The following is a 26,751-nucleotide window of genomic DNA, read 5'->3' as shown; positions in this document are numbered from 1 at the left end:
TCTTGATCTGACAGAACAAGGATCAACGCAGAGGCGCAGGGACGCAGAGGATTGCGGAGCAGCACCACAGAGGGTTTCTCGGCTCTTCTCAGCGTCTCCGCGTTGAGAATGAGGGTTTGGGAGGGCGAGGCTCCCGCCGAGCCGCCGCACCATCACCGCGCCAGCGGCTCGCCGGAAGGCTCGCCCTCCCAGATTCGCCCGATCTTTTGTTACATCAGGATTAGAGGAGATACCGAACGAGTCGCGCGATATCACCAACCGCGCAGATCGATCGACCAGGTGTCGAGCGCCTCCTCGCCGGTCACGACCACCAATCGCTCGTGATACGCAACGGTCGGATCGATGTGCGCGGGCCATACGCGAATGCGATCGCCAACCGTCACCGTCCGCTCGGGGGCGAAGGTGATGTGCTCGTCGGAACAAAACCACACCTTGGCGTCATCGATCGACGGATTGCCGTGATCCATGCCGAGCGCCTTCAATCCGCAATCGGCGACGGCAAAGCTGGCGGAGACTGAAATCACGGTGGCGAGCACGCTCAGGCCGCGGCGAAACGGGAGATTCAGTTTGCCGTACGCGGTGTCCATCAAGACGTACGAGCCCGCCTGAATCTCGCTCGCCCAGGTGTTGCAATCGTACGTGCCGGTGCCTCCGGCGGAGATCAGCTCGCCGCCGACGTCGGCGTGCGCCGCCAGTAGCTGCTGCATGGCTTCTTCACACAAACGCGTGCGGGTGGCGCGGTCGTCGAGACCGACGACGTGTCCCTCGTAGCCCATGACGCCGCGCACCAGCAGTCCCTGTTTGCGCGCCAGATCGGCAAGTCCCCCGGCAGCGGCCGGCAGACAACCGCAGCGCGGCAGTCCGACGTTGACGTCGATGACGACTTCGCGAACGTTTCCGGCAGTGGCCGCAGTGATGGTGGCCGCCGAGTCGACAGCGACGGTGACACGCGCGGCGAGTCGGCCGAGTCGGCGCGCGTCGAGCACTTCGTTGGCGAGCAGCAAATCTTCGCCGAGACCGGCGGCGGCGAGGCCTTCGACTTCACGGATCGTGGCGCAAGTAAACGTGCGATGCCCGTGCGCGAGCTGACGCCGCGCCAGCGCCGTACACTTGTGCGCCTTCACGTGTGGGCGCAGGTGCGGGCCGGGCAGGGCCGCGGCCATGGTTGAAAGGTTGTGTTCGAGCGCGTCCGTGTCGGCGAGCAGCGCGGGGGTTTGCAGGTCATAGATCGTCATCGTAGTCCTCTAATGAGTGCGTCGCTGGCAGCGGCTACCGGCGGTCGGAAGCGCTCTACAGGACCGTGCCGACGCTGTCGATATAGGACGGGTGAACTGTGATGACTGAAATCGCTGACGCTGCCAAGATCGATCTGTCGCTCGATTGTCGTGCGGTGACGTTCGAGAACCCGACGGGCGCGCGCGGCGCCGGCGGTTCGGCGCACGGCGGGCGCAAGGGCGCGCCGTCGCGCGTGCTCAAAGCGGGAGAGCGCGTGGTGCTCGCCGATCTCGCCGGGCCCGGAACGATTCGGCACATCTGGATGACGTTCCCGCCGGCACCCCCGGAGATCATGCGGGCGCTATGGCTGGACGTGTTCTACGACGGTGCCGGCGAGCCGAGCGTCTCGGTGCCGTGCGTCGATTTCTTCGGCGTTGCGCACGGGCGACCCGTCGCCTTCGATTCGGCGCTGGTGTCGCTGCACGAAGGGCGCGGCTTCAACGCGTATTTTCCGATGCCCTTTCGCCAGCGCGTCCGCGTCGAGCTGACCAACGGCAGTGAGCGACCACTGCCGCTGTACTACCAGATCGACTACACGCTCGGCGCGGTGGCGGACGATGCCGGCTATCTGCACGCCGCCTTTCGTCGCGAGAATCCGACCACGCTGCAGCGCGACTTTGTGATCGCCGAGAACTTGCACGGACCCGGGCGGTTCCTCGGCTGCAACGTCGGCGTGCGCGTGATCGATACCGGCGTGTGGTACGGCGAGGGCGAAGTCAAAGTCTACCGCGACGGCGACGGTGCGCAGCCGACGATCTGCGGCACCGGCCTCGAAGACTACGTCGGCACCGCTTGGGGAATGGGTGCCCACGCGGCGCACTATGCCGGCACCCCGCTCGACGTGCGCGATCCGGCCGGCAGTCTGAATCCCGACTTCGTGGGCTTCTATCGCTGGCATCTTGCCGACCCGATCGTCTACGCGCGCGAGCTGCGCGTTACCATCCAGCAGATCGGCTACGCGTTGTTCGCCGCGGGTCAGGACGCGGAGTTCGCGCACTACGCACGGCGCCATCCCGCCGCGGGCGCGGGCTGGGAACGCAACCCGCGCCCGAGCGTTCTCGCACGCGGCATCGCCGAGCGCGTCGACGACTACTGCGCCACCGCCTACGTCTACTGCCGTGAACCGCAACCAGTGCCGCGCCTCGACCTCGCCGCCGCACTCGCCGACATCGCGCGCCGCCCATACGAACAGCCGCATCCGTTCGAAGCGATGTTCGCGGGCGGGTGATCACCTTCACTCGTCGAGGCGGTCAAAAGTCGTTGCGGTCAATTACATCGATTACAAACCTCGTGGTGTTGTTGCTACCGTCGGTATCGCCACTCGGACCGGTAGCGGTGATCTGAGCGGTGCATCGCGTGGGGGACGCGGCATTAGTGGTCGCAAACAGCAGGGGATCAATCACGATCGGAACCGTCCCGCTTCGCGTACTGCCGCCCTTCACCGGCATCGTGCTCTGCACCCCCGGCGTCTTCGGATCCATATCAGCTACACCGACGGTTCCCGGCGGACAATCGCCATCCGAGGTAGTCACCGTGATGAAGTGCTGATCGGCCGCCTCCGCCTTCGGCCGATAGTCGGCATTGCCCACCGCCACTCGGACGCTCCGGAGCACCGGGGTTGCGCCCCGCTTGATGCTTACATGTAGCTTCGCGACACTTGCGAGAACTGTTTCGTGGACGATCGCAGTAGTCTGTTCGGGGTCCGTTTCGTCGACCACGTTCAACTCCAACGTCACCGTATTGTTCTTTGGTGTCGGATCGGGCGCGCCGAACGGAACAACCGTTGTGGCGGTAAAGCTGAGCGTGCAGCGGTGCGGTGCCTTGCGGTTGACGCTGTTGAAGGCACCGGAAATACTCAACGTTACCACCGCCGTCTTCGACCTACCGCCAGCGAGTGCCACAATATCTTGATCGCCAGCGTCAGACGACTGGAAGTCGGGTCGACCGACGATCGTACCTGCGGGACAGTCGGCGCTGCCAGCGCTCAACTGGATCACGTGGCCGAGCTGCTCCGTTGCGAGCAGCACGTCGGCGTTGCGAACGCTTACTCGCACTTGCTTGCTCACCGGGGACTGACCGGCGCGAATCCGGACGGTGAGGGTTTGCGGACTGACCAATTCGACAACCGAGTCGTGCGACGGCACGGCGAATGTCCAGGTACTCGCCGACGAGGTCAACACGGTGATCTGAACATCCCCATCCATGAGCAACGCTCGGTCGGAAACGCATGGGTCCGGTGAGGCGACGCCGGCCGCACCGGTACAATTTGGGACGGGAACGCCATCTTTGAAGATCTCGATCACGCTCGGATCGATCCCCGCGGGTAGGCGCGACGCGTCGATTTGGAACACGAGAACGAGCGGGTCGTTTGCGGCGGCTGGTGGCGCCGTGATGTGGAACTGCAAGTCGATGACGACATGGCCTGGTACTGGCGCGGCGCTGGATGGCTCGGCGGTGATGGACACGGTGCCTGCATTGGGGGTTGTCACCGAAGCCTGAATTGGGAAGCCAGGGGTCGCCCCGTTTCCCGCGTGGTCCGTCGTGATCGTCCCGCCGTTACCGACCGACCCGCTCACCGGCGTGTACGTACAATCCGGCTCGCAGCCGTCACCGCCGATGTTGTTGCCGTCGTCGCACCGCTCGCCGTCGTTCAGGAACCCGTTGCCACAGAGGCTGGGGCCGCCCTCGGATTGGCAAGTGGACGAGCAGCCGTCACCGTCGATGAGGTTGCCGTCGTCGCAACGTTCGCTGTCATCGAGAACGGCGTTGCCGCAGCGGGGTAGTGTACAATCCGCTTCGCAAGTGTCAAAGCCGTACGCGTTGCCGTCGTCGCAGGCTTCGCCCGGTTCGAGGATCCCGTTGCCGCAGCCAGCGGGGATCGTCACGCACAGTTGACAGCTGATGAATCCGGGCGGATTGAACAGATCGTTCGGCTGCGGGACGCAGGTGTACAGGTTGCAGCCGTCGCTATTGGCGAGATTGTTGTCGTCACACTGCTCGCCGGGATCCACCACGCCGTCGCCGCACGCCTGCCGGCTCAGGCGCGTGAACACTGAATCGGCGAAGACGATGGTGTCGCAGGTCGCCCAAACGCCGGGATCGGCCGCCGGAGGCCAGTTGACAGTCGTCCCGACACGCCGGCCGTTGTCGGTAAAGCCAACGGGCTGGAGGAATTGAACCGAGAGATTGGAAACCGTGTGAAAACTCCCGCCTCCCTCCTCGACAAAGTTCCAGCGCAAACCCGCGACGCTGTCGGTCCATGTGCCGGTGAGATCCCCGCAGGCTGGATTGAGGACGCAGGTAGTGAGGCACGTGTCGGTCTCGACGGTGTTGCCGTCGTCGCATTCCTCCAGCCCCTCGACGATGCCGTTGCCGCAGATCGCCGTGAGTGCGGAGACCGGAACTGCCCACAGCTCTTGGCCGTGAGTCGAGTCGTCCGCGTTGAAGAACACGAAGCCACCCGAACGGGTGAGGGTAAACGGATTCGCCTGGTAGCCGAGGTTGGCGAGCATCGCCGTACCGGCGCCGGTGCCGTCGCTCGTCCACAACTGCAGGTTGTGGATGCCGTCGTCGGCGGTGAACAGCACTGTACCGTTCAAGTTGATCAACTCTGAGGGATACGAGGAATTGGGAAAGCCACCGTAGTTGCTGGTGCCCGGGAAAATATCGGCGACTATAACAGTGCCAGTGGCGGTACCGTCGCTCTTCCACAGCTCCCGCCCGCGGGTGCCGTCATTTGCCGAGAAGAACAACGTGCCGTTGACGTTGAGCAGCGCGCTCGGGAATGAGCCGTAGGGGTATCCGCCGCTGCTAGTCCCCGGGTAGATATCGGCGACTAACACGGTTCCCGTCGCCGTACCGTCGGTCTTCCATAGCTCGTAACCGTGGACGCCGTCGTTCGCGGTGAAGAACACCGTGCCGTTCACGTTGAGCAGGTTTTGGGGATCAGCACTGTTGGGGTAGCCGCTGGTGCTGCCCGGGAAGATATCCGCCACCATGACGGTGCCGGACTCGCTGCCGTCGCTCCTCCACAGTTCTCGGCCATTGACCCCGTCGTCCGCGATGAAGAACACCGTGCCGTTCACGTTGATCATCGTGTTCGGGTACGAACTAAGCGGGTTGCCGGAGCTGTCGTTCCCCGCAGAGATGTCGGCGACCATGACGGTGCCAGTGGCGGTGCCGTCGCTCTTCCACAGTTCCTGGCCGTGGACGCCGTCGTTCGCATTGAAGAACAACAAACCGTTGACGTTGATCATCCCACCAGGACGCGAGCTACCCGGATTTCCGTAGGGATCCATTCCCGGGTAGATGTCGGCCAGCATGACGGTGCCCGCGTCAGTGCCGTCGCTTTTCCAGAGTTCTTGCCCGTTAACCCCATCGTTGGCGGAGAAGAACAGCGTGCCGTTGACGTTGACCACACCGCCCACCGAACCAGGGTAGATGTTCCTTACAATCGAGGTGCCGGCCTCGGTGCCGTCGGTCTTCCACAGCTGCTGGCTCTGGCTCCCGTTGGTCTGATCATAAGCGGCAAAGAACAGCGTCCCATTCAAGACGGCCCAGCTGCTGAAGTCGCCGCTCCCCGAATCCAGACCTCCCAGTCCTGGAACGATGTCCTTCACCAGACTGGTGCCGGCCTCGCTGCCGTCGCTCTTCCACAACTCCATCCCATGTGTGCCGTCATCAGCGAGGAAGAACAGCGTGCCGTTCACGTCGGCGAACGGTTGAGGGATGGAATGGTCCGTCGATGGACCAAAGACGGGATTGTCGATCCGCACCGTGCCCGCCGCCGTGCCGTCGCTCAGCCAGAGCTCGGGACCATTGGGATCGCCCTGCATCAAGAAGACGAGCGTCCCGAGCCGCTTGGTGAGATAGGACGGGTAGGACGCGGTCGAACCAAGCTCGATGTCTCTCACTATGACGGTGCCCGCTTCGCTGCCGTCGCTTTTCCACAACTCTTGTCCATGGACGCCGTCGTCCGCCGAGAAAAACAGAATCCCGTTGACGTTGGCGAACCAGTCGAGAAACGAACTCTTGGGGTTGCCATAGCTGTCCACGCCGGGCGAGATGTCCGCCACCATGACCGTGCCAGCTTCGCTGCCATCGCTGCTCCACAGCTCTTGCCCGTGGACGCCGTCGTTGGCCGCGAAAAACAACTTGCCGTTCACATTGATCAGTCCGCCCGGGTTTGACCTCTGCGGATTGCCGTAGCTGTCAACGCCGGGAAAGATATCAGCCACCATCACGGTGCCTAGTTCGCTGCCGTCGCTCTTCCACAGCTCAAGCCCGTTCGTGCCATCGTTGGCGGTGAACAACAGAGTCCCGTTCAAATTCGTAAGCCAGGAGGGGTTCGACCCAATCGCCCCGGGTAAGATGTCGGCTACCATGAGGGTGCCAGCCGCGGTCCCGTTGCTCTTCCACAGCTCAGCTCCGTGCGTGCCGTCGTACGCGGTGAAGAACAATGTGCCGTTCACATTGGTCAGCACCCCTGGATAGATATTGGGCACGATCAACACGGTACCCGCCGCAGTGCCGTCGGTCTTCCACAAGCCGCTGGCCGCGCCGAAGAAGAGCGTGCCGTTCACGTTGGTGAACCCGCCGGGGTAGGAACCAGCCACACCAGGGGCGATATCCGCTACCATGATCGTGCCGCCTGCGGTGCCGTCGGACTTCCACAGCTCCTGTCCGTGAACACCATCTTCGGCCGAGAAGAACAGGGTGCCGTTCACGTAGATCAGTTCGCGTGGCCTAGAGCTGTTGGGGAATTGTGGATCGCCGCCAGGGGAGATGTCGGCGACCATGACGGTACCGGCTGCGGTCCCGTTGCTCTTCCAGAGCTCCAGGCCGTGAACGGAGTCAGCGCCGGCGAAGAACACCGTGCCGTTCGCTGCTGCTGACGGCTGATCGAGCGGGGAACAATCGTTCACCCAGGCGCCATCAGAGATGTCCTTCAAGAGACTGGTGCTGGCCGCAGTGCCGTCCGTTTTCCACAGGCCGCAGGGATGGATAGCGTCCTGGTTGTAGAAGAACGTCGTCGCCCCACTGGTCACAAAACCGGTGGGATTCGCCTGGTTTGGGCCGACGATGGTCGCATTGATGTCCTTGACCAGAAAAGCTGGCGCCTGTGCGCGCGCCAGCGCTGCCGGCAGCATGAGCAGCATGGCCAGCGTGCGCAACGGGTTGATGCGCCGCTCCTGGCTGCGCGTGCCACGCGTTCTCCTGCATGCCGGTGAACTCCACGCTCGCTCGGATGCGGTCCACATGGCCCCCTCCTGTGACGTGATTGTGTCTACGGATTAGCTGGGCGCTCTCGCTACCCGACGAAGGATGTCAGTTGTCGAACAGGTGACGTGGTGTGTTTACCCCGCGCCCGTCATCCTCGTCAAGGAATTTGGCGATCAATCTTCTTCGCTGCCGTCCAGGAAGATGACTCCCCAAGCGCAGGAAGTCAGTGGCCGGCGTTCGCAGCGATGCGACGGCAGCGGCGTTGATCGGACGCTTTTCTCGTGACCGGGTGATGGTGTAAGAACCGCGCTCGTGGCGGAGGCGATGATGAGCGACGGCGGTGCGGGGGAGACGAGTCGGCGGTCGTTCTTTGCGCAGATGCTGGCGGCAATCGGCCTACTACTGAGTTACGGGCTGCTCGGTGGCTACGCGGTGGCGTATCTATTCCCGGCGCGAGTCCGGCGCAAGGCGCGATTGTTGTTCATCGGCCGACGCGTGGATTTCGCCGCGGGCAGTACACGCACGTTCGTCGACGCGAAGGGGCGCACGTTGTTGCTGCGGCCGAGCGGCGACTCGATCGAAGCCTTCGACACACGCTGCCCGCATCTTGGCTGCAAGGTGCACTGGGAGCCCGACAAGGATCGCTTCTTCTGCCCTTGCCATCACGGCGTCTTCAATCGCGACGGCGTTGCGACCGCCGGGCCGCCGTTCGATGCGAAGCAGAGCCTCGCCCACGAAGTGCTCGATGTCGACAGCGCCGGCAACGTTTTCCTCAAGGTCGAGGCATGACAACCAGCCGCGGGCTGTCGGGGCGTCTGCAACGCTTCTTCGCCGAGACCATCCCGCTCGATTGGGATGCCTTGCGCGCCGTCGGTGCCGAACCGGTACCGTATCACCTGGCGTCCTGGTGGTGGTGCCTCGGCGGCACGCCGCTCTACTTGTTCGTTGTGCAGGTGGCGACCGGAATCTTACTGACGTTCTACTACGTGCCTGACCCGTCCGGCGCGTACGAGAGCGTGCTCAAGATCACGCAGGAAGTCCGCTTTGGGTGGTATCTGCGTTCGCTGCACAAGTGGTCAGCCAATCTAATGATCGTCGCGGTGTTCCTGCACATGCTACGGGTATTTTTCACCGGGGCGTATCGTCGCCCGCGCCAGCTCAACTGGTGCATCGGCTGTGGGCTGTTGGCGTGTACGCTCGGCTTTGGGTTTACCGGCTACTCGTTGATCTACGAACAGCTCTCGTTCTGGGGCGCCACGGTGGCGACGAACTTGGTCGAGGCGTTGCCGCTGGTGGGTCCGCCGGCGGCGCTGCTGATGCGTGGTGGGGCCGAAGTGAGCGGAAACACGCTGACCCGTTTCTTCGTCTTCCACATCGGCCTGTTTCCGACTGTGATGTTTGCGTTGCTGGCCGCGCATATCGTGCTCATCCGCTTGCACGGCGTGACCGAGCTGGAGTTTCGCGGCGCGCGCGTGCCGGCGTCGCAGCGGACCTTCCCGTTCTGGCCCCACCACGCGAGCACGGAATTGTTGATCGGCGTGTTGCTGATGTTTGTCCTCACCGTGCTAGCGCTTGCGGCGCCGGCGGAACTTGGTCCGAAAGCCAATCCGGCGGTGACACCCGAGCACATTCAACCGGAGTGGTACTTCTTCTTCAGCTTCCGCTTGCTCAAGCTCACGTCGTTGAAGACCAGCGTCTATCTCACCGCGGCGCTCGGCGCCGGCATGTTCCTGTGGCCGTTCCTCGAAGAGACGCTGCACCGGCGGCTGCGCATGCCGCGCGATGTCTCAGTCGTGCTCGGCGTGTTCACCTTCCTCGGCTTCTTGGCATTGACCGTGTGGGAAAGTTGGGCGGGCTGACGCCGCCGCGTGCGCCCGACACGTAGGGGAGAAAACAGCATGTCGCTGAATGCAAAATGGGTGGTGATTGCGGTGCTCAGCATGTTCTTTCTCGTGGCGCTGTTGCTGGTGGGCTACCGCGAAACGCTGAAGCATCGCGCCGAGGAAGAACCGAAGGCCGTGGTCACTGGATTGAACGACGGCTGCGTGACGTGTCATCGCCAGCACTCGGCGGCGCTGGTCATGCAATGGGAGGCGTCGCGCCACGCCAAGATCGGCATCGGCTGCGTCGAATGCCACCAAGCCAAGGAGAGCGAGGTGGACGCCTGGAAGCACGAGGGCGTGTGGATCGCCTCGCTGGTGACGCCGCTCGATTGCTCGCGCTGTCATCAGAAGGAGTATGAGGAGTTCTCGCGTAGCCACCACGCCCGCGCGGGCGAGATCATCTCCAGCCTCGACAATGTGCTCGCGCTCAAGATCGCGGGCTTGCCGGACAACCCCGCCGACGCCGTCAACGGGTGCTGGCAGTGTCATGGGACGATCGTCAAGTTCAAACGCGACGCGCAGGGGCAAATCGAGCGCGTCGGACCCGAGCACAAGCCGGTGATCGATTTCACTACGTGGCCGAACAGCGGCATCGGGCGGCTCAATCCCGACGGCTCCAAGGGCTCGTGTCATGCCTGCCACAGCCGGCACGAGTTTCAAGCCAAGCTCTCACGCAGTCCGGAGAACTGCGGCAAGTGCCACATGGGTCCGGATCATCCGCAGATCGAAATCTACAACGAGTCGAAACACGGCATCGCGTTCTATGCGAACCGCGCCCGCATGGCGCTCGACAAGGACGGCAGTTGGATTCTCGGCAAGGACTACTCCGCGGCGCCGACCTGCGCGACATGTCACATCTCGGGCTTCGTGACGCCGACCGGCGAAGTGCAAGGCAACAGTCACGACGTCGGCGAGCGCATCAGTTGGACGCTGCGGCCGATCGTCTCGACCAAGCTCAATCTCGTGCGCTTCGACGACGGCACGCAAGACGACTTCCCCGACACCCGCGCGCTGCCCGACATCGGCGCGACGGTCGATACGACCGAGTACGTGGTCGAGCACGATCAGCTCGTCAGCAAGACGGTGCCGCGCAAAGTGGCCAAGGTGCTCACGTGGAAGGATCGGCGCGAAGGCATGAAGGGCGTCTGCCTCAACTGCCACAATCACACCTACGTCGACAATTTCTACCAGCAGTACGACTCGCTGGTGACGCTCTACAACGACAAGTTCGCGGTGCCGAGCAAGTCCATCATGGACGAATTGACGAAGGAGGGCTTGCTCAACTCGAAGTCGCCGTTCGGCGAGAATCTGCAGTGGACCTTCTACGAGTTGTGGCACCACGAAGGCCGGCGCGCGCGCCACGGCGCTTCGATGCAAGGCCCCGACTACACGCACTGGCACGGTATGTATGAAGTGAGCAAGCACTTCTACACTAAGTTCCTCCCCGAAGTGGCGGAATTGGCCGAGCGCCGCGGCCACGGTGCCGAGTGGAAGGCCAAGCTCGCCGCGCTGATGGCCAAGGATGAGCACGTCTGGCAGCAGGGCATGACGCCGGAGGAGGCGAAGGCCCTGCAACGCGCCTACGAACAGCGCTACGAGGAGAAAGCGAAGTAGCGATTCTCTGCAACGGCTTGCAGATCAAGCCGCCCGTTGAAGAACCCGACATGCTTCGAGACGCGCCTGCGGCGCTCCTCAGCATGAGCGGGTCTTTCTTTGTGCCACAACACTTTCCCGTTCGCCCCGAGGAGGCGCGCAGCGCCGTCTCGAAGCCTGTCCTGAGCCCCATCGAAGGGGGCGCCGCACTTTTGCAGCGGCTTGCAGATCACACCCGCAAGCCGTTGCAGCAAAGCTCAAAGTCCCTGCATCCCTGTGTCTAGATGGCGCGTGCGACAGCGCCGTCAGCGCGCTTCAAGAGGGGGAGGGAATGACTCAACGATGCATTCACGGTGCGAACGGTGGCCGCCAGGCCGCGGCGTGGCGACGACGGCCGTCGACGCGATGAAGAACGGCGCCTTGAACTACGATCTCAGACCGTTTGATGAACCGGCGATCGGCGGAGTGATGCGCAACGTCATCGAACTGCGCCGCGATCAGACCGAAAATCGGTTTCTCAAACAGCCGAGCGTCGCCACCCCGGCCTTCGAGAACCTCATCGGGGCGTCGCCAGCGATGCAGTTGATCTACGAGATGATTCGCCAAGTAAGCCCGGCGAAGGGTGCCGTGCTCATCACCGGCGAGACCGGCACCGGCAAGGAACTCGTTGCCCGCGCCATTCACAACCTTGGTCCGCGGCGCGACAAGCTCTTCGTGCCGCTCAACTGCGCGGCGATTCCGCCCGATCTTTTGGAGAGCGAATTGTTCGGCCACGTTCGCGGGGCGTTCACCGGTGCGCAGGCTGAGCGCATCGGCAAGTTCGAGATGGCCGACGGCGGCACGCTGTTTCTCGATGAGATTGGCGACTTGGCCTACCCGCTGCAAGCCAAGCTGTTGCGCGTATTGCAAGAAGGCGTGCTTGAACGCGTGGGGAGCAACAAGCCGATCGGGGTCGATGTCCGCGTTGTGTCGTCGACCAATCGCGACCTCGCTAGCAGCATGCGCGATGCGCGTTTCCGCGAGGATCTCTACTACCGTCTCAATGTCTTCCACATCGATCTGCCGCCGCTGCGCGAACGGTGCGACGACATCGGTCACCTGGCCGCGTTCTTCTTGGCGCGGGCTGGTGCCGAGCTCGGTAAAGGAGCGCTGACGCTCAGAGCCGATGCCGCGCCGTTGTTGTTGGGACACGCGTGGCCCGGCAACGTCCGCGAGTTGCGCAACGTGATGCAACGCGCCGCAGTGCTCTCGCCGGCCAGTGAAATCGATCTCACGTTGCTGCGGATGTTGCTGCCGCACGTACGCGCCGAAGCTGTGGCCGATCTCGCCGCGGACGGCCTGCGGCTCGATGCGGCCGTCGAGGAAGTCGAGCGCAAGGTGATCGTGCGCGCGCTCGCTGTCGCGAACGACAAGAAGGCCGAGGCGGCCCGTCTCCTCGGCATCAGCGAGCGCACGCTGTGGTACAAGTTGAAGCGGTATGGCTTGTAGCCGACTCTGCAACAATTTGCAGAATTTTGCTGCGTGGATCGAAAGATGTTGCAGCGAGTTTCGTTTAGGGGCATCTTGCCAGCCAGTGTCGTTTGGCTCGGGCGCGTTGGCTGTGCTCTTGCTCTCGTTGTCAGACGCCCCATGGGGCACCAGGAGGAAATGATGAAACCAACAATCGGATGGATCGACATGAAGGTCATTGCTGGCGCAGCGCTGGTTGCCGGATTGATGCTTGCGACAGTGGCCGTGGTGGCCGCCGACGATGAAACCGACGACGTGGCGATCCATCTGCAAGCGCCCCTCGGTGCGACTGCGTGCGATGCGACCCCGCCGACGATCACCGTGCTCGGACTGGTCATTGATGTGAGCACAGCTGCGATCGACGCGACGGGCGGTAGCGACGGCGAGAGCGAAGGTGAGGATGGCCAAGCCGCCGGCGCGAGCGGCTGCGCGGGCTTGGTACCTGGCCAGGGTGTTGAAGTAGCGTTTGCGAGCGACACTGTGCCGCTGGTGGCAACCGCGGTTGCAAACGGCGGAGACGGAGAGCCCCAACTCCAGGGTCCGATTCAGTCCGTCGATCCGATGCTGCACACCATCACCGTGCTGGGTCTGACGATCGACGTGAGCGCAGCCAATCTCGATGGCGCTGACGACGACGCCAACGACGGAGCTAGCCAAGCGATTGATCTGAGCACGCTGATGCCCGGCCAGATCGCCGACGTGCAATTGGATCCCTCCCAACTCCCCGCGTTGGTGGCAACGGAACTGCAGGTCAAGAACTTCACCAATCAAGTTGCGGTTGAAGTCGATGATACGAGCGGCCAAGAAGTCGACGATGTCGACGACAGCGGCACCGAGATGGACGACGTGAACGTCGATGTGTCCGAGATGGTCATGGTGCAGACCACAGCCACGACCGCAGCGGGTCGACCCGTGACCCGCCGCGTGCGCAAAGTTCTCACGTTCCACCGCGTGTCCAACGGCAGCGTCCAGTTGAGCGGCTTGCCGACCGGCGTCGCACGAGTGGTGGCGACGCGGGTGCATGACGGTGTGACGACAACCGCCCGCCGCGCCGTCGTGGTCCGCGGAAACCAAACTCGGACCGTGCGTGTTCGCCTGCACAAAGTACGGACGCGCTGACGACCGCGAGCGCCCCTGTCGGCGGCGGTCCCCTTGGCGGCAGGCGTCTTGGCCAAGCGATTCTTCCGCGCGGGTTGATATGGTCAGCGAGTGAAGCCGATACGGCCCTTGGGCCGCGCTTTTCTCGTCTGATCGTCGGCGACGAGTCGCTTGATGGCATCGAAGACAACGGCGAACTTCTCGTCGTATTGCTTCTCCATAGTCTCGATCTTCCGAGCGAGGTCGCGATTCGAATCCATGAGGCGTCGCAACTGCACGAAGGTGCGCATGATGGCGATGTTCACTGCAACGGCACGCGGCGAGCGCAGGGCGCTGGAAAGCATGGCAACGCCCTGCTCGGTGAAGGCGTAGGGAACGGATCCCTCGCGCCGGAATCTTTGGGATGTGGTCACAGATCGTGACCACATCATCGATGGCTCTTTTGAGATCACAGAACGTGACCTCAAAGCATTCCATTCCTCGGCGGTAAGCTGGAACATGAAATCATAAGGAAAGCGCACGGAATTCCTCTTCACTGCCTGTTGAGGGCCTCGTGCTGACTCTATAGAGTGCCGCGAGATCCGCAACCAGCAGGATCTTCTCGCCGCGAATGGCATGGACGAGGGAGGCAAGGTGTTCCGGCTTGGGAGTCACCTGGCGGATCAGCTCCTCCGCGTGACAATCCAATTGATCATCGTAGTGAACTCGCTTCCACCTCCGCTCGACCGCCGGTCGTGGAAGGGTTCAACTCCGATCGAGTCTCCTGTCCCGCAGTTTGCGGTTGTCCCAACTGATGATGTGCTCATCCGGTGCGACGCGGATGAGCACGAACGGAGTCTCGTAGTGTCGCCGCGTGGCGTCGGGCATGGCGGCGCGCCCGGTTCGGAAGCGTGTGTACTTCCGCTCCATCTCGGCGGCGACGCGCGCGTGCGTTGTCGGGTCGTCGACGAACTCGGCCTGCCCGGTGATGTGAACGGCGCGCAGTTCCGCCCAGCGCTCGCCGGACTCGACGAGGAAGCTGACGCGTGGGTCGCGCCGCAGACGCGCCACCTTCTTCGATTGCTTGGGTGTCTGCACGTAGATCTGTCGATCGAGCACTGCGAACCACATCGGCGTCGCAATCGGCACACCGTCGGCGCGCAGCGTTACGAAGATTCCGGTATGTGACTCCGCGACCAACTGCCAGGCCTCATCGGTACTCAGGCGAACGCTGGTCCGCGGCTGCGCCATGCTCATCTTCGCGCGCGAGTGGCGGGCCCGAAGCGGCAGCGAAAGTGGAATTGGCAGCGCGCCTCGCTCACCTCCGGTTGCATCTGGTCTCGCGTTGTCGTCGCGGCTAGCGCACGACCTCGGTGCCATCGAAGGCGAGAACATCGGGGCGGCAGACGAAGCGGATGCGGGGAAGGGTGATGTCCGCCACTGCGAGTGACGCGGACACCGGATAGACCGGCTCGACGTGGCCGTCGCCCCAGGCGGCGCCGTTGAACGCCAGCAGACGTGGCCGACCGCGTTCGACGCGGTGGACTTCGTAGCGCGGCTCCACTTGCACCAGCCGAACACCGCGCGATGTGCGCACCAAGTTCATGTTCGCGACATATTGCAGGTCAGCAGCCGACAGCGGCTCGGGATCGGAAACCAGAATGTCGAGGATCGCGGCGCCGTTGCTGATGACTGTGACGTGCGTGGAGTCGTAGTAACGCTGCAGCTCGATGCGACCCGTTTGCACGGTAAACCCCCACCGCTGGCCGAGTGCCGCCGCGGCGGCGGTGTTGTCCACCACCGCCGAGACCAGAAACGCGCGCAAGCGCAGGCCGCTGCGGCATTCGATGCGCGTCTGCGCCATGGCGAAACTCCCCCACGGACTCGCGGGACAGCGGTAGAAGAGCCACGTGACGATGGGCGGATCGGCCGGATGCAACGCCGGTGGCAGCATCGCATCGCGGTGCGGCGTGGCGATCTCGTACAGCACCTGCAGCACATCGGCTTGCTTGCAGACGACGGCCTCTCCGCCGTCCACCGCTTCCATGACCGGCGCGCGCGCGGCCAACTCGTCGATGTTTGCCGTCCCGATCAGCATCTCATTTCGACCTCCGGAGCGCCGGCATCACCTCGCGCGCGAACAGGCGCAGGCTCTCCAGCACCTGTGGCTGCGGAAGGATCTCCGCGGCGTTGACGATGAAGTTGATGCTATCGACGCCGATCGATTCCCAGCGTTTGACGGCGGCGACGATTTGTTTGGGGTCTCCGATCGCGATGCCTTCAGGAGCGGCGCGCCGATCGCCGGGGCTCTCGTCGACGGTGGCCGGGCGCGGGGCGAGGTTGCCGAGCGAATGATAGGCGCGGGTTGGATAGGCCTCGCGGGTCGACAGCAAATGCGCATTCAGCAGGCCGAAGACGCCGAGCATGAGCAGGCCGGTTGACGCGGCCTGCTGCGGATCTTGATGACAGTAGAGGAAATTGAGCGTGGCCACGCGGTCGTTGACCGCCCCAACCGGGTCGCACAGCTTGATGCGGCGGCGGTACTCCGCCGTGCGTCGCTCCTGCTCGGCGTAGCTGGCAGCGGCGACACCGAGACAACCGATGCCGCGGTCTGCCGCGTCCAGCTCTGTGCCTGGGCTGGTCACCGTCACCCACATCGGCGGGTGCGGCTTCTGCAACGGCTTCGGAATGATGGCGCGTTCGGGCATCGAGAATGAAAACCCCTCGTGAGCGAAGCGCTCCTGTGTCCACATCTTCGGCAGCACCCGAACGTACTCGTCCCAGGTCTTCTTGGTGTCGTCGGGATTGACTTGGAAGCCACCGAGCTCGGTCCACGTCGACGAGCGTGCGGTGCCGAACTCGAGGCGGCCGCGCGAGAGGATGTCGAGCGTCGCCGCGCGTTCCGCCACGCGGACCGGATGATTCATTTGCGGCACGCACACCACGGCGCCGTGGCCGAGACGAATCCGTTTGGTTTGCATCGCGCACGCGGTGAGGAACAACTCCGGCGCCGAACAGTGCGAGTATTCCTCCAGGAAGTGATGTTCGACCGCCCACAGAGAATCGAACCCCAGCTCGTCGGCGACGCGTGCCTGTTCGAGTGCATTCTCGAACACCTGGCGCTCGATCTCGCCGGTGAACGGGCGGGGTACCGACAACTCGAAGAAGAGACCGAATTGCATCGCGCGTTCTTAGACCAGCAAAGCACGTGAACGGTCAAGCTTGGGTTGCCAACGGTGCGCGATCGATCTTCCACGCGCCGCTGGCTAGGGAAGACGAGGCTTCCGTCGAGCCGCGCCATGTAAAGGCGAACGGCTCGCCGGGAGGCTCGCCCTCCCACTGCTGAATTTCAAACCTCCCGGTAGGGCGGGCGTCCTACCCCAGATGATCCGCGACCGCTGCGAAGATCGCGCGCGCGGTCGGCGCGCGATCGACCTCGATCACGTCTTCGAGCTTGTGGAGCTGCTGCATCACCTGCGCGAGGCGTGCGTCCTCGTTCACCAACAACAGGATGGCGCTCTGCCTGCCGTCGCCGACGGGGAGACAGATGATGCCCTCGACGTTGAACGCGCGGCGAGCGAACAGGCTGCACACATGCGACATGACACCGGGATGGTTGCGCACGAGCAGGCGCAGGACGGCCCCGGTTGTCGGAGCGGGTTCCTCAACGATTCGTTGATCAGATGCGTGCATGGCTCTCTCCTCCGATCATGTCGCGGTTGGCGCCGCCGGGCGCCACCATTGGGTAGACGTTCTCGTCGGCCGCGATCGGCACGTTGACCAGGCACGGGCCGGGTTCGCCGAGTGCACGGGTGAGAGTGGCGAGGGGATTCGCCGCTGTGCCGAGATCGTAGGCGGTGATGCCGAAGCCGCGCGCGATGGCGGCGAAGTCGGGCTCGGCTCGGAAACGCGAGGCGTGGAAACGCTCGCCATAAAAGAGTTGCTGCTGCTGGCGCACGAGGCCGAGGTGGGCGTTGTTGAGCAAGATCACTTTGACGTTCACGTTTTCCTCGGCCGCAGTGGCGAGCTCCTGCAGATTCATCAGCAGGCTGCCGTCGCCGCTAAAGCACACCACCGCGCGAGAGGGCTCGGCGAGTGCCGCGCCGATGGCGGCTGGCAATCCGAACCCCATCGTCCCGAGGCCGCCGGAGGTCAGCCACTGCCGCGGCCGGGTGAGCGGATACGCTTGTGCCGCCCACATCTGATGTTGGCCGACGTCGGTGGTGATCACGCTGTCGTCGGGCACCAACGCGGCGGTGTGACGGACGATGCCGTAGGGACGCGACGGATCATCGGCACCCGGCATCGCCAATGGATGCAGCGCGCGCAGCGTCGCCATGCGCTGAACCCATTCGCAGCGTGACGTCGCGGCGACTCGCGGATCCAACGCCCGCAACGCTTGGCCAACATCGGCCACGATCCCCAGGGTTGGTTGCTTGATCTTGCCCAACTCACTGGGGTCGATGTCGATGTGAAGGATCTTCGCGCGCGGACAAAACTCAGCGACCTTGCCGGTGGCGCGATCGTCGAAGCGCACGCCGAGCCCGATGAGCAGGTCGCACTCTTCGAGCAGTAAGTTGGTGAAACGCGCGGCGTGCATGCCGATCATGCCGAGAAACAATGGGTGGTCATGGGGCAGGGCGCCGAGGCCGAGAAGCGTGGCGGCGACTGGGATGGACGCCTTGTCGGCCAGCCGCCGAAGATCGGACGACGCGTTCGCCGCGATGATCCCCGCGCCGATGAGTAGGACGGGCCGCCGCGCCTGATTGATCAACGCGGCGGCGCGAGCGATGTCGTCGTCGCTGAAGCGCGGCGGCGGATCGGCGGTTCCCGGTTCGGGCAGCGCGTCGATCTCGATCGGTTCGTTCTGCACATCCTTCGGAACATCGATCACCACCGGACCGGGTCGGCCCGAGGCGGCGATGCGGAAGGCGTCCGGGATCACTTCGAGGAGTTCCGCCGCCGAGCGCACTAGGAAGTTGTGCTTGGTGATCGGGATGGTGAGTCCGTAGGTGTCGATCTCCTGGAAGGCGTCGGTGCCGATCATGGCGCGCGGCACTTGGCCGGTGACGGCGACCAGCGGAATCGAGTCGAGCTTGGCGTCGGCAATGGCGGTGAGCAGGTTGGTGGCGCCGGGGCCCGACGTTCCGAAACAGACGGCCGGCCGGCCGCTGGCGCGCGCCATGCCTTGCGCGATGAATCCCGCCCCCTGTTCGTGGCGCGCGAGCACGTGGCGAATGGTGCTGGCGCGCAGCGCGTCGTACAGGGGCAGGCTCGCGCCGCCGGGAATGCCGGGGATGGTAGTGATGCCCTGGCGTTCGAGCAGCCTCGTGATCAATTGGGCGCCGTTGGTCTTCATTGGGAGCTCTCCTTTCTCGGATGCGCTCCCTGCGCGGCGCGATGGACGGTGAGGGATGTAGAAACAGAAAACCCCCGCCGGCCTTCACGCCGACAGGGGTTTCAAAGTTGTGCTTGCTGATCCCCGCTATGGCGCGACGGCCTCCAGTACACGTACGACTACTACGACGACGGACAGCAGCAGATCGGCGGCGCGCTCAACGGGGGACATTTGCGGCGGAGACTACCGCAAGCGATGTAGCGGAGACAAGTGCGAAGTGTGTCTATTCGTCGACGTTCGTGGGAGACGTCTGGAAATCGCGGCTCACTCGCGGTCCGCTACAAGCCGTCGCGATCGCCCGAAAGGAATTGCCAGCGGTCGAGCCGATGCAAGTCGGGGTCTTCGTACGGTGAGGTGAACAGGTACATGGGCGTTGGGATCTTCATGAAGCCGGCGGACTTCACCATCTTCCAATGCGGCCAACGTGGCGGGGCACAGACAGTCAGCCACGCACAACCCGCGTCGCGCGCGACGGTGACCGCGCGCAGCAGCAATGCGCGCGCGACTGGGGTCGACAGCGGCGGTGCGGCGAAGTCCATCAGCCACGCGCGATGACCGTCGATCTGGACGACGCAGTAGCCTGTCACCGCGCCACCGCTCACGGCGGCAAAGGGAAGGTACTGGCGCGTGGGGTGATCGATATAGCGCCAATTGAGAAAGTCGGCGTTGTGCGGAAACCAGTAGCCGTCCCACGTCGAGCAGCGTTCGGTCACCGCATCGTACGCCTCGTCGAAGCGGCGCACCGGCTCCACCGAGCCGCGGAACGAGTTTTGTAAGCGGATGGACACCCACGCGCCAAGAACGGTCAGGGCCGTACGCTCGGCGACGGCAGCGAGCGCCCGGGGCCATCCGCGCTCGATCAACGGCACGGCGGCGTGCAACGGGAGCGCGTAGTACGGAATCGGTTCCGATCGGTGGACGTCGATCTCGCCCTTGCGGGCCGCGCCTTGCGATTGCGGATTCGGCCAACCGAAGCGGATTGTTTGCTCCATCGGGTGCTCATCACGCACGAAGCTGCGCACGCGATTGAGTCCCTGGCCTTGCCATTCTCGCGCGACCACATTGTCGGCATTGAGCACGCTGGGTAGCGCGCGCGCGCCGCGCGCGCACGGCCACGGGCAGTTCGTCAGGTTGCCGACAAAGCGTCCACTGCTGCGCTCCACGACGATCCAGCAGCGGGCGATGCCGTGCGGGTTGCGGCGGTACAGCCAATCGTAGAGTGCGCGCGGACGGCGCACGCCGAAGGCCTCGTCGATGAGATCGTAGATGCGCTCGAACTCCGCCGACTGCGCCCGCCGCACTTCGACGCGCGGATCGGAGGACGAGCGCGCCAACGGATAGCGGAGCCACTCGTCGAAGCGGTCCGGTTCACCGCGCATGAACGGTGCGGGATCGATGGTCATCACCCCACCGTGGCCGTTCCCACGACCAAAGCCGCGACCAACGACCTCACGCGAGCAGGTCGCGATGGTACGCGAGATACAGCGCCGTGCCGATCGAGCCGGTCAGTGAAACCGCCAGATACATCAGAATGAAGCCGAGCGGCGGAATGTCGGGGCTGGTCTGCGAGTACCAGAAGAGCACCAGGTTCACCGGGACATAGAACGCGTACATGATCGACAGCGGGGCGACCCACGGCTTGAGCTTCCAGAGGCCGTACGCGTATGCGGCGAGCATGGCGCCCATCAGCGGGCCGAGTATCAAGTTGGCCACGACACTTTCGAAGCGCACGCCGACGATGACGATCCCCAGATGTGTCGGGTCGCGCAAATGTTGCAGCGCCTTGGTGCTGTTCGAGAAGGCGAGAACGCCGAACAACACCGCCATCACGGTGAGAAAGGGACCCCGCGTTCGTCCGTTGTTGGCCATCACGTACCTCCACCCGATGAATTGTGTTGCTGTAAAGCACGGGCGCTCCCCAGTGCACAAGCCGGTCATCTCGCCCTTGTTCGCGATTCGTCCCTGTAGTACCAGCACGGCGATGTCCGACTCGATCTCAGCGATCGATTTCAACCCGTATTCGTACGACATCCACGAAGATCCGTTTCCGGTCTATCGGCAACTGCGCACGCACGCGCCTGCGTATCGCAACGATGCGCTCGGATTCTGGGCGCTGTCGCGTCACGACGATGTGCTCGCGGCGTTCAAGGACACGCAGACGTTTTCGAACGCCCAAGGCGTGTCGTTGGAACGATCGAGCATGAGTGATCCGTCGGCGGTGGCGTCATTCCTGGCGATGGACCCGCCCCGTCACGATCAGATGCGGGCGCTGGTGTCGCGCGGGTTCACGCCGCGGCGTGTGGCCGATCTCGAACCGCGGATTCGTGCGCTCACCGCCGCGCACATCGAGAGTTTCGTCTCGGCCGGGCACTGCGATGTAATTGAGGATCTGGCCGCCAAGTTACCGATGGACGTGGTGGGCGAGCTGCTGGGCGTGCCGCCGGCCGACCGCGATGAGTTGCGGCACTGGGCCGATGCGGTAGTTCACCGCGAAGCGGGCAGCGCGGAGATTCCACCTGCGGCGCTGCAGGCGAGCGGGCAGTTGCTGGCGTACTTCCGCGAGCTGATCGCGCAGCGCAAGCAGCAGCGCGGCAGCGATCTCGCGAGCGCCCTGCTCGACGCCGAGATCGACGGCGCGCGCCTGGAGGATCGCGACGTCATGGCGTTCCTCTTTCTCATGATCATCGCCGGCAACGAGACGACGACCAAGTTGATCGGCAACGCGCTCTATTGGTTGTGGCGGAACCCGAGCGAACGCGAACGGGTGCGCCGCGACCCAGCCATGATTCCAAACTGGATCGAGGAAACCTTGCGCTACGACAGCTCGACGCAGATGCTCGCGCGCACGGTAACGTGCGACTGCGAGCTGCACGGTGAGCGGCTGCGAGCCGGCGATCGGGTGCTGCTGCTCGTCGGCTCGGCGAACCGCGACGAGCGCGTGTTCGCCAACACCGATGTGTTCGACATCGCGCGCGACAGCAGTCAGCACCTCGCCTTCGGCAAAGGCACACACTTCTGCATGGGCGCGTCGCTCGCTCGACTCGAAACGCGCGTGGCACTCGAAGCGATCCAGGCACGAGTACCGGATTTCGAGATCGAGGCGACCAAGCTCGTCCGCGTGCACTCGCCCAACGTGCGCGGCTTTGCGTCGATGCCAATCACGTTCAACCCGCGCTGATGATTTACAGGGGAAGCCAACGGAAATTCGCGCGCCGCGTGTTCTTTGTCGCCGGCATCTACGGCTTGCTCGTACTCGTCCCGCAGTATTTCACCGAAGCGCGGACCGGGCGCGATTTTCCGCCGCCGATCACGCATCCGGAGTTCTACTACGGCTTCGTCGGTACCGCGCTTGCGTTTCAACTCGCGTTCTTGGTGATCAGTCGCGACCCGACGCGCTATCGCGCGCTGATGCTGCCGTCGGTGGTGGAGAAAGCGACCTTCGGTATCGCCACGCTCGTGCTCTTCGCCCAACAGCGCCTCGCGCCCCTCATGTTGGCCTTCGGCATGATCGACTTGCTGTTGGGCGTGCTCTTCCTCGTCACCTACACGAGAACCCCTCGGCGGTGAACGGCGCGACTGCCTTGGGTTGGCCGCCCGTTGAATAGACGCGGTACCCTTCGAGACGGCGCTTCGCGCATCCTCAGGGTGAGCGGGGAAATGTTGTGGCAGAAGGGAAGAACCGCTCATGCTGAGGAGCGCCGACAGGCGCGTCTCGAAGCATGCGGAGTTTCAACGGGCTGCTACAGAATCTTTTCGATTGCGCTAACGATCTCGTCGGACACGGGCTTCGCGGTCGGCGCGAAGCGAGCCGCAACTTTGCCGGAGCGGTCGATGAGGAACTTCGCAAAGTTCCATTGGATGTCGCCGGCGCCGTCCGGCTGCGTGGGCTGTTCGGTCAAGAAGGCGTAGAGCGGGTGGCGCGTGTCGCCGTTCACGTCGATCTTGGCGAACATCGGGAACGTGACGCCGAATTTGGTCTCGCAGAACGTTTTGACTTCCTTCTCGGTCCCCGGTTCCTGGTTGCCGAACTGATTGCACGGGAAACCCAGCACCACGAGCCCGCGATCCCCGTAGTTCTTGTGCAGCTCCTGCAGCCCGGCGTAATGCGGCGTGAGCCCGCATTGCGAGGCGACGTTCACGACCAGCACGGCCTTACCGGCGTAGTCGCGCAGCGATCGCTTGTCTCCATCAATGGTCGTTGCCGTGAAGTCGTAGAGGTTCATACCGCGCTGATGCCAGAGTGAGGTGGGAGTTGCAAGCTAACCACTACATCTCGCGCAAAGACGCCAAGCCGCCAAGTAGGACAGGGGGGCAGGGAAGGGAAGGAACAGATCACAATGCCCATTCTCGATGCGGTTACGAGGTCACACAGTGCGTCCACGGCATCCTGTTTCTCTTTGCAGCTTCGCGTCTTTGCGCGAGCGAGTATTGTCTCATCAGGGTCAAGTCACCTTCGCAACGTCAACGGTCGCGGGTGATCGACCGACGCGAGGGCCGCGTACTTCGCGGGACTCCGCGGTGCATCGCGGCTGGCCTCGCGTTCTCGGTAGGCGCGCACCCGATCCAGATCGATCTCCGCGAGTACGATGCGCTCCGCGGTGTCGGCCTGCACGATTAGAGATCCGTCGGGGTAGAAAGCCACGGAGCGGCCGTCGTGCTGGGGTGCAGGGTAGTTGGTCATCGCGACGACAACCAAGTTCTCGAAGGCACGGGCGCGAAACTGAGCGATGCGGACATCGCCGATGGAACTCTTGCGATCGTCGAGATCGCAGGCGTTGGGCGTGAGAATGAGTTCGGCTCCGTTCAGCATCAGCATGCGGGCGGCCTCCGGAAACTCGCGGTCGAAGCAAATCATCGATCCGACTCGAACGGGACCCACGCGCGTGTCGAGCGAGCAGACCGGAAATTCGTTGCCAGCGCTGCAGGCGCTGGCTGGTGGATTCCACGGACCGAGATGGACCTTGGCGTAGGTGAGCGCCGCGTTGCCGTGGCGATCAAACAGCGTGAGTGTGTTGTGTGGCGCGCCGGGCCAGCGTTCGAGATAGGTGATCCCGATCGCCATGCTGAGTTCGCGGGCTAGCGCGCGGAAGTGCTGAACGACCGGATCGTCGACACCGACAGCCAAGGCGAGCCACGCCTCCCGCTCGCTGGGCTGCGCGGGATCGAACGCTTGGTACCCGATACTCCACATCTCCGGGAACAGCGCCACATCCGCGCCCGCCGCCGCCGCGCGCCGACAGAAGTCATCGCCCTTCTGCAAGTTGGCGTGGCGATCCGATCCACGGGACAAGAGCTGAAGGAGTGCGATCGTCAGTTGGTTCGACATCGATCTCAGGTTGGTGCGTCGGCCAGGTCCATGGCGATCTGGCAAACCGTCAGTGCTTGCCGACGCGCATATTCCCGCGCGTCCGGTGGAGTACCTTGCTGGCCCCTCACACGTCCCCGCTAGTACCGGAATCCATCCGAGACGCTCGCCATGACAACGAACGAGCCCAAAAGGCTGGTGACGATGAGCAGGCGGGGAAGTGCGTACCAGGTTCGCAAGCGTCTGCGAATCGGGAACGAAGTGGGCATCAAGGCCAAGAGCAGGGTGGACTGGAAGACCCAAAACGTGCGGTTGTCAGTCGACAGGTGTTGGAACATGGAGAGTCCTACTGAGGCGAGAGACAAACCGAGCATTGCGACGTAAATTGCGAGGACGATCGCCGTGGCCACGTTGACTGCGCGAAACCGGACTGGCTGATCACTCATGACTCACGGTCACGCTCGTACCGAACCGCCTACTGTGCAACTTGAGATGTCCGCCGAACTGCCCAACCATCGTCGTATCCTGGTCAGCCCATCACACATGAACGCCGCGATCACGCCGGGCGCGGGAGTACGCCGCTGCCTGGCTGGGTGCGCGCCTTCTGATGATACGCGGTCAGATCGGCGGTGCGCATTCGCCACCAGTAACTGATGGTGCTGTGCGGCCAGTTGTTGGTGATCTTGCCGGCGGCGTTCTTGTACCAACTGGCACAGCCGGTATCCCACACCGACTGCTTGAGGCTGCGCTGCACCTCGCGGTTGTAGTTCTCCATCGCGTCTTGACGCACGTCGATGGAGGCGAGATTGCGCTCCATCAACCTGCGGATGCACTGCATGATGTATCGCACCTGGCACTCGATCATCAGGATGATCGAGTTGTGGCCGAGGTTGGTGTTGGGTCCGTAGAGCATGAAGAAGTTCGGAAAACCCGCCAACGCCACGCCCAGGTACGCTTCGGCGCCGTCCTTCCATACCTGATTCAACGTCTTGCCGGCGGTGCCGTGGATGTCCATCGGGGCGAGGAAATCGCTGGCGCGGAAGCCCGTGGCATAAATGATCGTGTCCAGCGGCCGCTCGCGGCCGTCGGTGGTGACGATGCCGTTCTTGGTGAAACGGGTGATGTGGTCGGTGACAACCTCGACGTTGTCGCGCGTCAGTGCCGGATAGTAGTCGTCCGAGATCAAGATGCGCTTGCAGCCGACGGGATAGTCGGGCGTCAGAATCGCGCGTAGAACTGGATCGGTGATGTGCTTGTGCATTTCCGCGGTGGCGAACTTCTCCAACTTCTTGCCGGCGCGACTCTGCTTCGAGAATGCCGGCCAGCGGGATTCGAGGAGCGCCCAGATGAACGCCCGGTAGGCGCGCGCCAGCAGCGGCATTCGAGTGAAACGATCTTTCTCTCGCTCGCTATACGCGCCGTCCATGCGTGGGATCATCCAGTTGGCGCTGCGTTGGAAGATGTGGAGTTGTTTCGTCGCGGGCGCGATCTGCGGAATGATCTGAATCGCACTCGCGCCATTGCCAATGACCGCGACGTTCTCGCCGCTCAGGTCGTGCTGATGATTCCAGCGCGCCGAGTGAAAGGTCGTACCCTGGAATTCTTCGCGGTCCGGGATATCCGGGTAGTACGGCCGGTTGAGCTGTCCGACGCCGCTGACGAAGATGTCGGCGGTGTGATCCTCGCCGGTCGCGGTGCGGATGCGCCACACGCTGTCGCTTTCATCGAAGCGCGCCGACGCGATCTCGGTGTTGCAGCGGAGATGCGGGCGCACGCCATACTTGTCGGTGCAGTGTTCGAGGTAGTCGAGGATCTCAGACTGCGGACTGAACTTGCGCGACCAATCGGTCTTCAGCTCGAAGGAGAACGAGTAGAGCATCGACGGCACGTCGCAGCAGGCGCCGGGATAGGTGTTGTCCTTCCAGGTGCCGCCGACGCCGTCGGACTTCTCGAAGATCGTGAATGAGTCGATCCCCGCCTGCTTGAGCTGAATGCCCAGACAGATGCCCGAGATGCCCGCCCCGAGGATTGCCACAGTCGGTGTTCGGCCGGCGGACGATGGTTGGACGTGGGCGCGCAAATCATTCACGAAAGGGTCCTTTCCTCCACATCGTCTTGTAGCGCGACGTTGGCCAGTGGGGAACACCCCGGCCACTTTTGTGACTCGCCATCGTGATCTGGGCGTCGTCAACCGTGACGCCGGGAAGGTACCCACTTCGTTCTGCGGTACCGGATTTGACTCAGGCTGTGATAGAAAAACAAGATGTCCGAGCGAAGGGGTGACGTCGTTGATTCGGCTGTGCGCGCCGAGGCTGATCGTCTGTTTCTGGAGCAGATTCGGATCTGTTGCTGGAACCTCCTGGTCGTTGGGATCGCGCTTGGCGTCGGCGATCTCATCGCCTTCGGTGCCAAATTGCCGCGCCTGCATGTTGTGAATCTGTGCCTCGTCGGACTCCTTGCGCTCGGACTGCGTGCGATCCGGTTGCCAT

The 26,751-nt window shown here is 63.6% G+C and carries 20 protein-coding genes and 1 pseudogene; 8 read left to right on the top strand and 13 right to left on the bottom strand.

The annotated features are described in order from the left end of the window. Positions 1 to 251 precede the first annotated feature (251 nt). Complete coding sequence (locus HYR72_07625; protein ID MBI1814830.1) at positions 252 to 1,235, bottom strand: alanine racemase; 984 nt, start codon at positions 1,233 to 1,235, stop codon at positions 252 to 254. 101 nt (positions 1,236 to 1,336) lie between these two features. On the opposite strand from HYR72_07625, the gene HYR72_07620 reads away from it, so the two are divergent. Continuing rightward, complete coding sequence (locus tag HYR72_07620) at positions 1,337 to 2,503, top strand: DUF2961 domain-containing protein (GenBank protein ID MBI1814829.1); 1,167 nt, start codon at positions 1,337 to 1,339, stop codon at positions 2,501 to 2,503. A 22-nt stretch (positions 2,504 to 2,525) separates the two neighbouring features. Here the strand turns inward: HYR72_07620 and HYR72_07615 are convergent, their stop codons facing one another. Further along, positions 2,526 to 7,535, bottom strand: a complete 5,010-nt coding sequence (locus HYR72_07615) for a DUF4215 domain-containing protein (GenBank protein ID MBI1814828.1) — start codon at positions 7,533 to 7,535, stop codon at positions 2,526 to 2,528. 286 nt (positions 7,536 to 7,821) lie between these two features. Between HYR72_07615 and HYR72_07610 the strand changes: the two genes are divergently transcribed. From HYR72_07610 to HYR72_07590, 5 genes are all read left to right on the top strand, one after another. After that, positions 7,822 to 8,286, top strand: coding sequence for a Rieske (2Fe-2S) protein (locus HYR72_07610; GenBank protein MBI1814827.1), 465 nt, complete (start codon positions 7,822 to 7,824; stop codon positions 8,284 to 8,286). Beyond that, positions 8,283 to 9,356, top strand: a complete 1,074-nt coding sequence (locus HYR72_07605; GenBank protein ID MBI1814826.1) for a cytochrome bc complex cytochrome b subunit — start codon at positions 8,283 to 8,285, stop codon at positions 9,354 to 9,356. Before HYR72_07610 ends, HYR72_07605 begins: the two co-directional genes overlap by 4 nt. Before the next feature lie 39 nt (positions 9,357 to 9,395). Continuing rightward, on the top strand, positions 9,396 to 10,994 hold the full coding sequence (locus tag HYR72_07600) for a hypothetical protein (protein ID MBI1814825.1): 1,599 nt from the start codon (positions 9,396 to 9,398) through the stop codon (positions 10,992 to 10,994). Between the two features lie 321 nt (positions 10,995 to 11,315). Continuing rightward, positions 11,316 to 12,461, top strand: coding sequence for a sigma-54-dependent Fis family transcriptional regulator (locus HYR72_07595; protein MBI1814824.1), 1,146 nt, complete (start codon positions 11,316 to 11,318; stop codon positions 12,459 to 12,461). A 159-nt stretch (positions 12,462 to 12,620) separates the two neighbouring features. Further along, positions 12,621 to 13,601 (top strand): hypothetical protein, encoded by a 981-nt coding sequence (locus tag HYR72_07590; protein MBI1814823.1) that lies wholly within the window; start codon positions 12,621 to 12,623, stop codon positions 13,599 to 13,601. Between the two features lie 83 nt (positions 13,602 to 13,684). Here the strand turns inward: HYR72_07590 and HYR72_07585 are convergent. From HYR72_07585 to HYR72_07550, 8 genes and pseudogenes are all read right to left on the bottom strand, one after another. Next, positions 13,685 to 14,174, bottom strand: a pseudogene (locus tag HYR72_07585) (ORF6N domain-containing protein). Positions 14,175 to 14,324: 150 nt separating this feature from the next. Further along, positions 14,325 to 14,810 carry a TIGR03618 family F420-dependent PPOX class oxidoreductase gene (locus HYR72_07580; GenBank protein MBI1814822.1) on the bottom strand — a complete coding sequence of 162 codons (486 nt, stop codon included), beginning with the start codon at positions 14,808 to 14,810 and terminating at the stop codon, positions 14,325 to 14,327. 106 nt (positions 14,811 to 14,916) lie between these two features. Then, positions 14,917 to 15,657: an acetoacetate decarboxylase family protein gene (locus HYR72_07575; protein MBI1814821.1), complete on the bottom strand. Its 741-nt coding sequence runs from the start codon at positions 15,655 to 15,657 to the stop codon at positions 14,917 to 14,919. Position 15,658: 1 nt separating this feature from the next. Continuing rightward, the gene (locus HYR72_07570) at positions 15,659 to 16,741 is read right to left on the bottom strand and encodes an LLM class flavin-dependent oxidoreductase (GenBank protein ID MBI1814820.1); all 1,083 of its coding nucleotides are present in this window, start codon (positions 16,739 to 16,741) and stop codon (positions 15,659 to 15,661) included. Between the two features lie 193 nt (positions 16,742 to 16,934). Continuing rightward, the gene (gene ilvN / locus HYR72_07565; GenBank protein MBI1814819.1) at positions 16,935 to 17,252 is read right to left on the bottom strand and encodes an acetolactate synthase small subunit; all 318 of its coding nucleotides are present in this window, start codon (positions 17,250 to 17,252) and stop codon (positions 16,935 to 16,937) included. Further along, complete coding sequence (gene ilvB / locus HYR72_07560; protein ID MBI1814818.1) at positions 17,239 to 18,975, bottom strand: acetolactate synthase large subunit; 1,737 nt, start codon at positions 18,973 to 18,975, stop codon at positions 17,239 to 17,241. Before ilvB ends, ilvN begins: the two co-directional genes overlap by 14 nt. Before the next feature lie 260 nt (positions 18,976 to 19,235). Beyond that, the gene (locus HYR72_07555) at positions 19,236 to 20,360 is read right to left on the bottom strand and encodes a hypothetical protein (GenBank protein ID MBI1814817.1); all 1,125 of its coding nucleotides are present in this window, start codon (positions 20,358 to 20,360) and stop codon (positions 19,236 to 19,238) included. A gap of 46 nt (positions 20,361 to 20,406) precedes the next feature. Next, the gene (locus HYR72_07550) at positions 20,407 to 20,988 is read right to left on the bottom strand and encodes a hypothetical protein (GenBank protein ID MBI1814816.1); all 582 of its coding nucleotides are present in this window, start codon (positions 20,986 to 20,988) and stop codon (positions 20,407 to 20,409) included. On the opposite strand from HYR72_07550, the gene HYR72_07545 reads away from it, so the two are divergent. After that, positions 20,939 to 22,135, top strand: a complete 1,197-nt coding sequence (locus HYR72_07545; GenBank protein MBI1814815.1) for a cytochrome P450 — start codon at positions 20,939 to 20,941, stop codon at positions 22,133 to 22,135. The two genes, HYR72_07550 and HYR72_07545, sit on opposite strands and share 50 nt — an antisense overlap. Beyond that, entirely contained in the window at positions 22,135 to 22,524 is a 390-nt protein-coding gene (locus tag HYR72_07540) for a hypothetical protein (GenBank protein ID MBI1814814.1), read from the top strand. The genes HYR72_07545 and HYR72_07540 overlap by 1 nt, the downstream gene beginning before the upstream one ends. A gap of 173 nt (positions 22,525 to 22,697) precedes the next feature. Here the strand turns inward: HYR72_07540 and HYR72_07535 are convergent, their stop codons facing one another. From HYR72_07535 to HYR72_07525, 3 genes are all read right to left on the bottom strand, one after another. After that, the gene (locus HYR72_07535; protein MBI1814813.1) at positions 22,698 to 23,180 is read right to left on the bottom strand and encodes a glutathione peroxidase; all 483 of its coding nucleotides are present in this window, start codon (positions 23,178 to 23,180) and stop codon (positions 22,698 to 22,700) included. 224 nt (positions 23,181 to 23,404) lie between these two features. Continuing rightward, positions 23,405 to 24,283: a carbon-nitrogen hydrolase family protein gene (locus HYR72_07530; GenBank protein ID MBI1814812.1), complete on the bottom strand. Its 879-nt coding sequence runs from the start codon at positions 24,281 to 24,283 to the stop codon at positions 23,405 to 23,407. A 535-nt stretch (positions 24,284 to 24,818) separates the two neighbouring features. Beyond that, a complete protein-coding gene (locus HYR72_07525; GenBank protein ID MBI1814811.1) occupies positions 24,819 to 26,690 on the bottom strand; it encodes an NAD(P)/FAD-dependent oxidoreductase in 1,872 nt (623 codons plus the stop codon). Between the last annotated feature and the right edge of the window lie 61 nt (positions 26,691 to 26,751).

This window comes from Deltaproteobacteria bacterium (genome assembly GCA_016178705.1).
GTDB lineage: Bacteria > Desulfobacterota > Binatia > HRBIN30 > JACQVA1 > JACOST01.
Note: the sequence above shows the minus strand (reverse complement) of the source record. Positions and strands in the feature narration are given on the sequence as shown.

What these genes read in the sequence shown, in the direction of transcription:
- HYR72_07550 (MBI1814816.1), bottom strand. Translation starts at nt 20,988, where the DNA reads ATGTCGTACGAATACGGGTTGAAATCGATCGCTGAGATCGAGTCGGAC.
- HYR72_07570 (MBI1814820.1), bottom strand. Translation starts at nt 16,741, where the DNA reads ATGCAATTCGGTCTCTTCTTCGAGTTGTCGGTACCCCGCCCGTTCACC.
- HYR72_07535 (MBI1814813.1), bottom strand. Translation starts at nt 23,180, where the DNA reads ATGAACCTCTACGACTTCACGGCAACGACCATTGATGGAGACAAGCGA.
- HYR72_07580 (MBI1814822.1), bottom strand. Translation starts at nt 14,810, where the DNA reads ATGGCGCAGCCGCGGACCAGCGTTCGCCTGAGTACCGATGAGGCCTGG.
- HYR72_07590 (MBI1814823.1), top strand. Translation starts at nt 12,621, where the DNA reads ATGATGAAACCAACAATCGGATGGATCGACATGAAGGTCATTGCTGGC.
- HYR72_07605 (MBI1814826.1), top strand. Translation starts at nt 8,283, where the DNA reads ATGACAACCAGCCGCGGGCTGTCGGGGCGTCTGCAACGCTTCTTCGCC.
- HYR72_07625 (MBI1814830.1), bottom strand. Translation starts at nt 1,235, where the DNA reads ATGACGATCTATGACCTGCAAACCCCCGCGCTGCTCGCCGACACGGAC.
- HYR72_07610 (MBI1814827.1), top strand. Translation starts at nt 7,822, where the DNA reads ATGATGAGCGACGGCGGTGCGGGGGAGACGAGTCGGCGGTCGTTCTTT.
- HYR72_07540 (MBI1814814.1), top strand. Translation starts at nt 22,135, where the DNA reads ATGATTTACAGGGGAAGCCAACGGAAATTCGCGCGCCGCGTGTTCTTT.
- HYR72_07575 (MBI1814821.1), bottom strand. Translation starts at nt 15,657, where the DNA reads ATGCTGATCGGGACGGCAAACATCGACGAGTTGGCCGCGCGCGCGCCG.
- HYR72_07620 (MBI1814829.1), top strand. Translation starts at nt 1,337, where the DNA reads ATGACTGAAATCGCTGACGCTGCCAAGATCGATCTGTCGCTCGATTGT.
- ilvN (MBI1814819.1), bottom strand. Translation starts at nt 17,252, where the DNA reads ATGCACGCATCTGATCAACGAATCGTTGAGGAACCCGCTCCGACAACC.
- HYR72_07600 (MBI1814825.1), top strand. Translation starts at nt 9,396, where the DNA reads ATGTCGCTGAATGCAAAATGGGTGGTGATTGCGGTGCTCAGCATGTTC.
- HYR72_07545 (MBI1814815.1), top strand. Translation starts at nt 20,939, where the DNA reads ATGTCCGACTCGATCTCAGCGATCGATTTCAACCCGTATTCGTACGAC.
- HYR72_07595 (MBI1814824.1), top strand. Translation starts at nt 11,316, where the DNA reads ATGCATTCACGGTGCGAACGGTGGCCGCCAGGCCGCGGCGTGGCGACG.
- HYR72_07525 (MBI1814811.1), bottom strand. Translation starts at nt 26,690, where the DNA reads ATGCAGGCGCGGCAATTTGGCACCGAAGGCGATGAGATCGCCGACGCC.
- HYR72_07555 (MBI1814817.1), bottom strand. Translation starts at nt 20,360, where the DNA reads ATGACCATCGATCCCGCACCGTTCATGCGCGGTGAACCGGACCGCTTC.
- HYR72_07615 (MBI1814828.1), bottom strand. Translation starts at nt 7,535, where the DNA reads ATGTGGACCGCATCCGAGCGAGCGTGGAGTTCACCGGCATGCAGGAGA.
- HYR72_07530 (MBI1814812.1), bottom strand. Translation starts at nt 24,283, where the DNA reads ATGTCGAACCAACTGACGATCGCACTCCTTCAGCTCTTGTCCCGTGGA.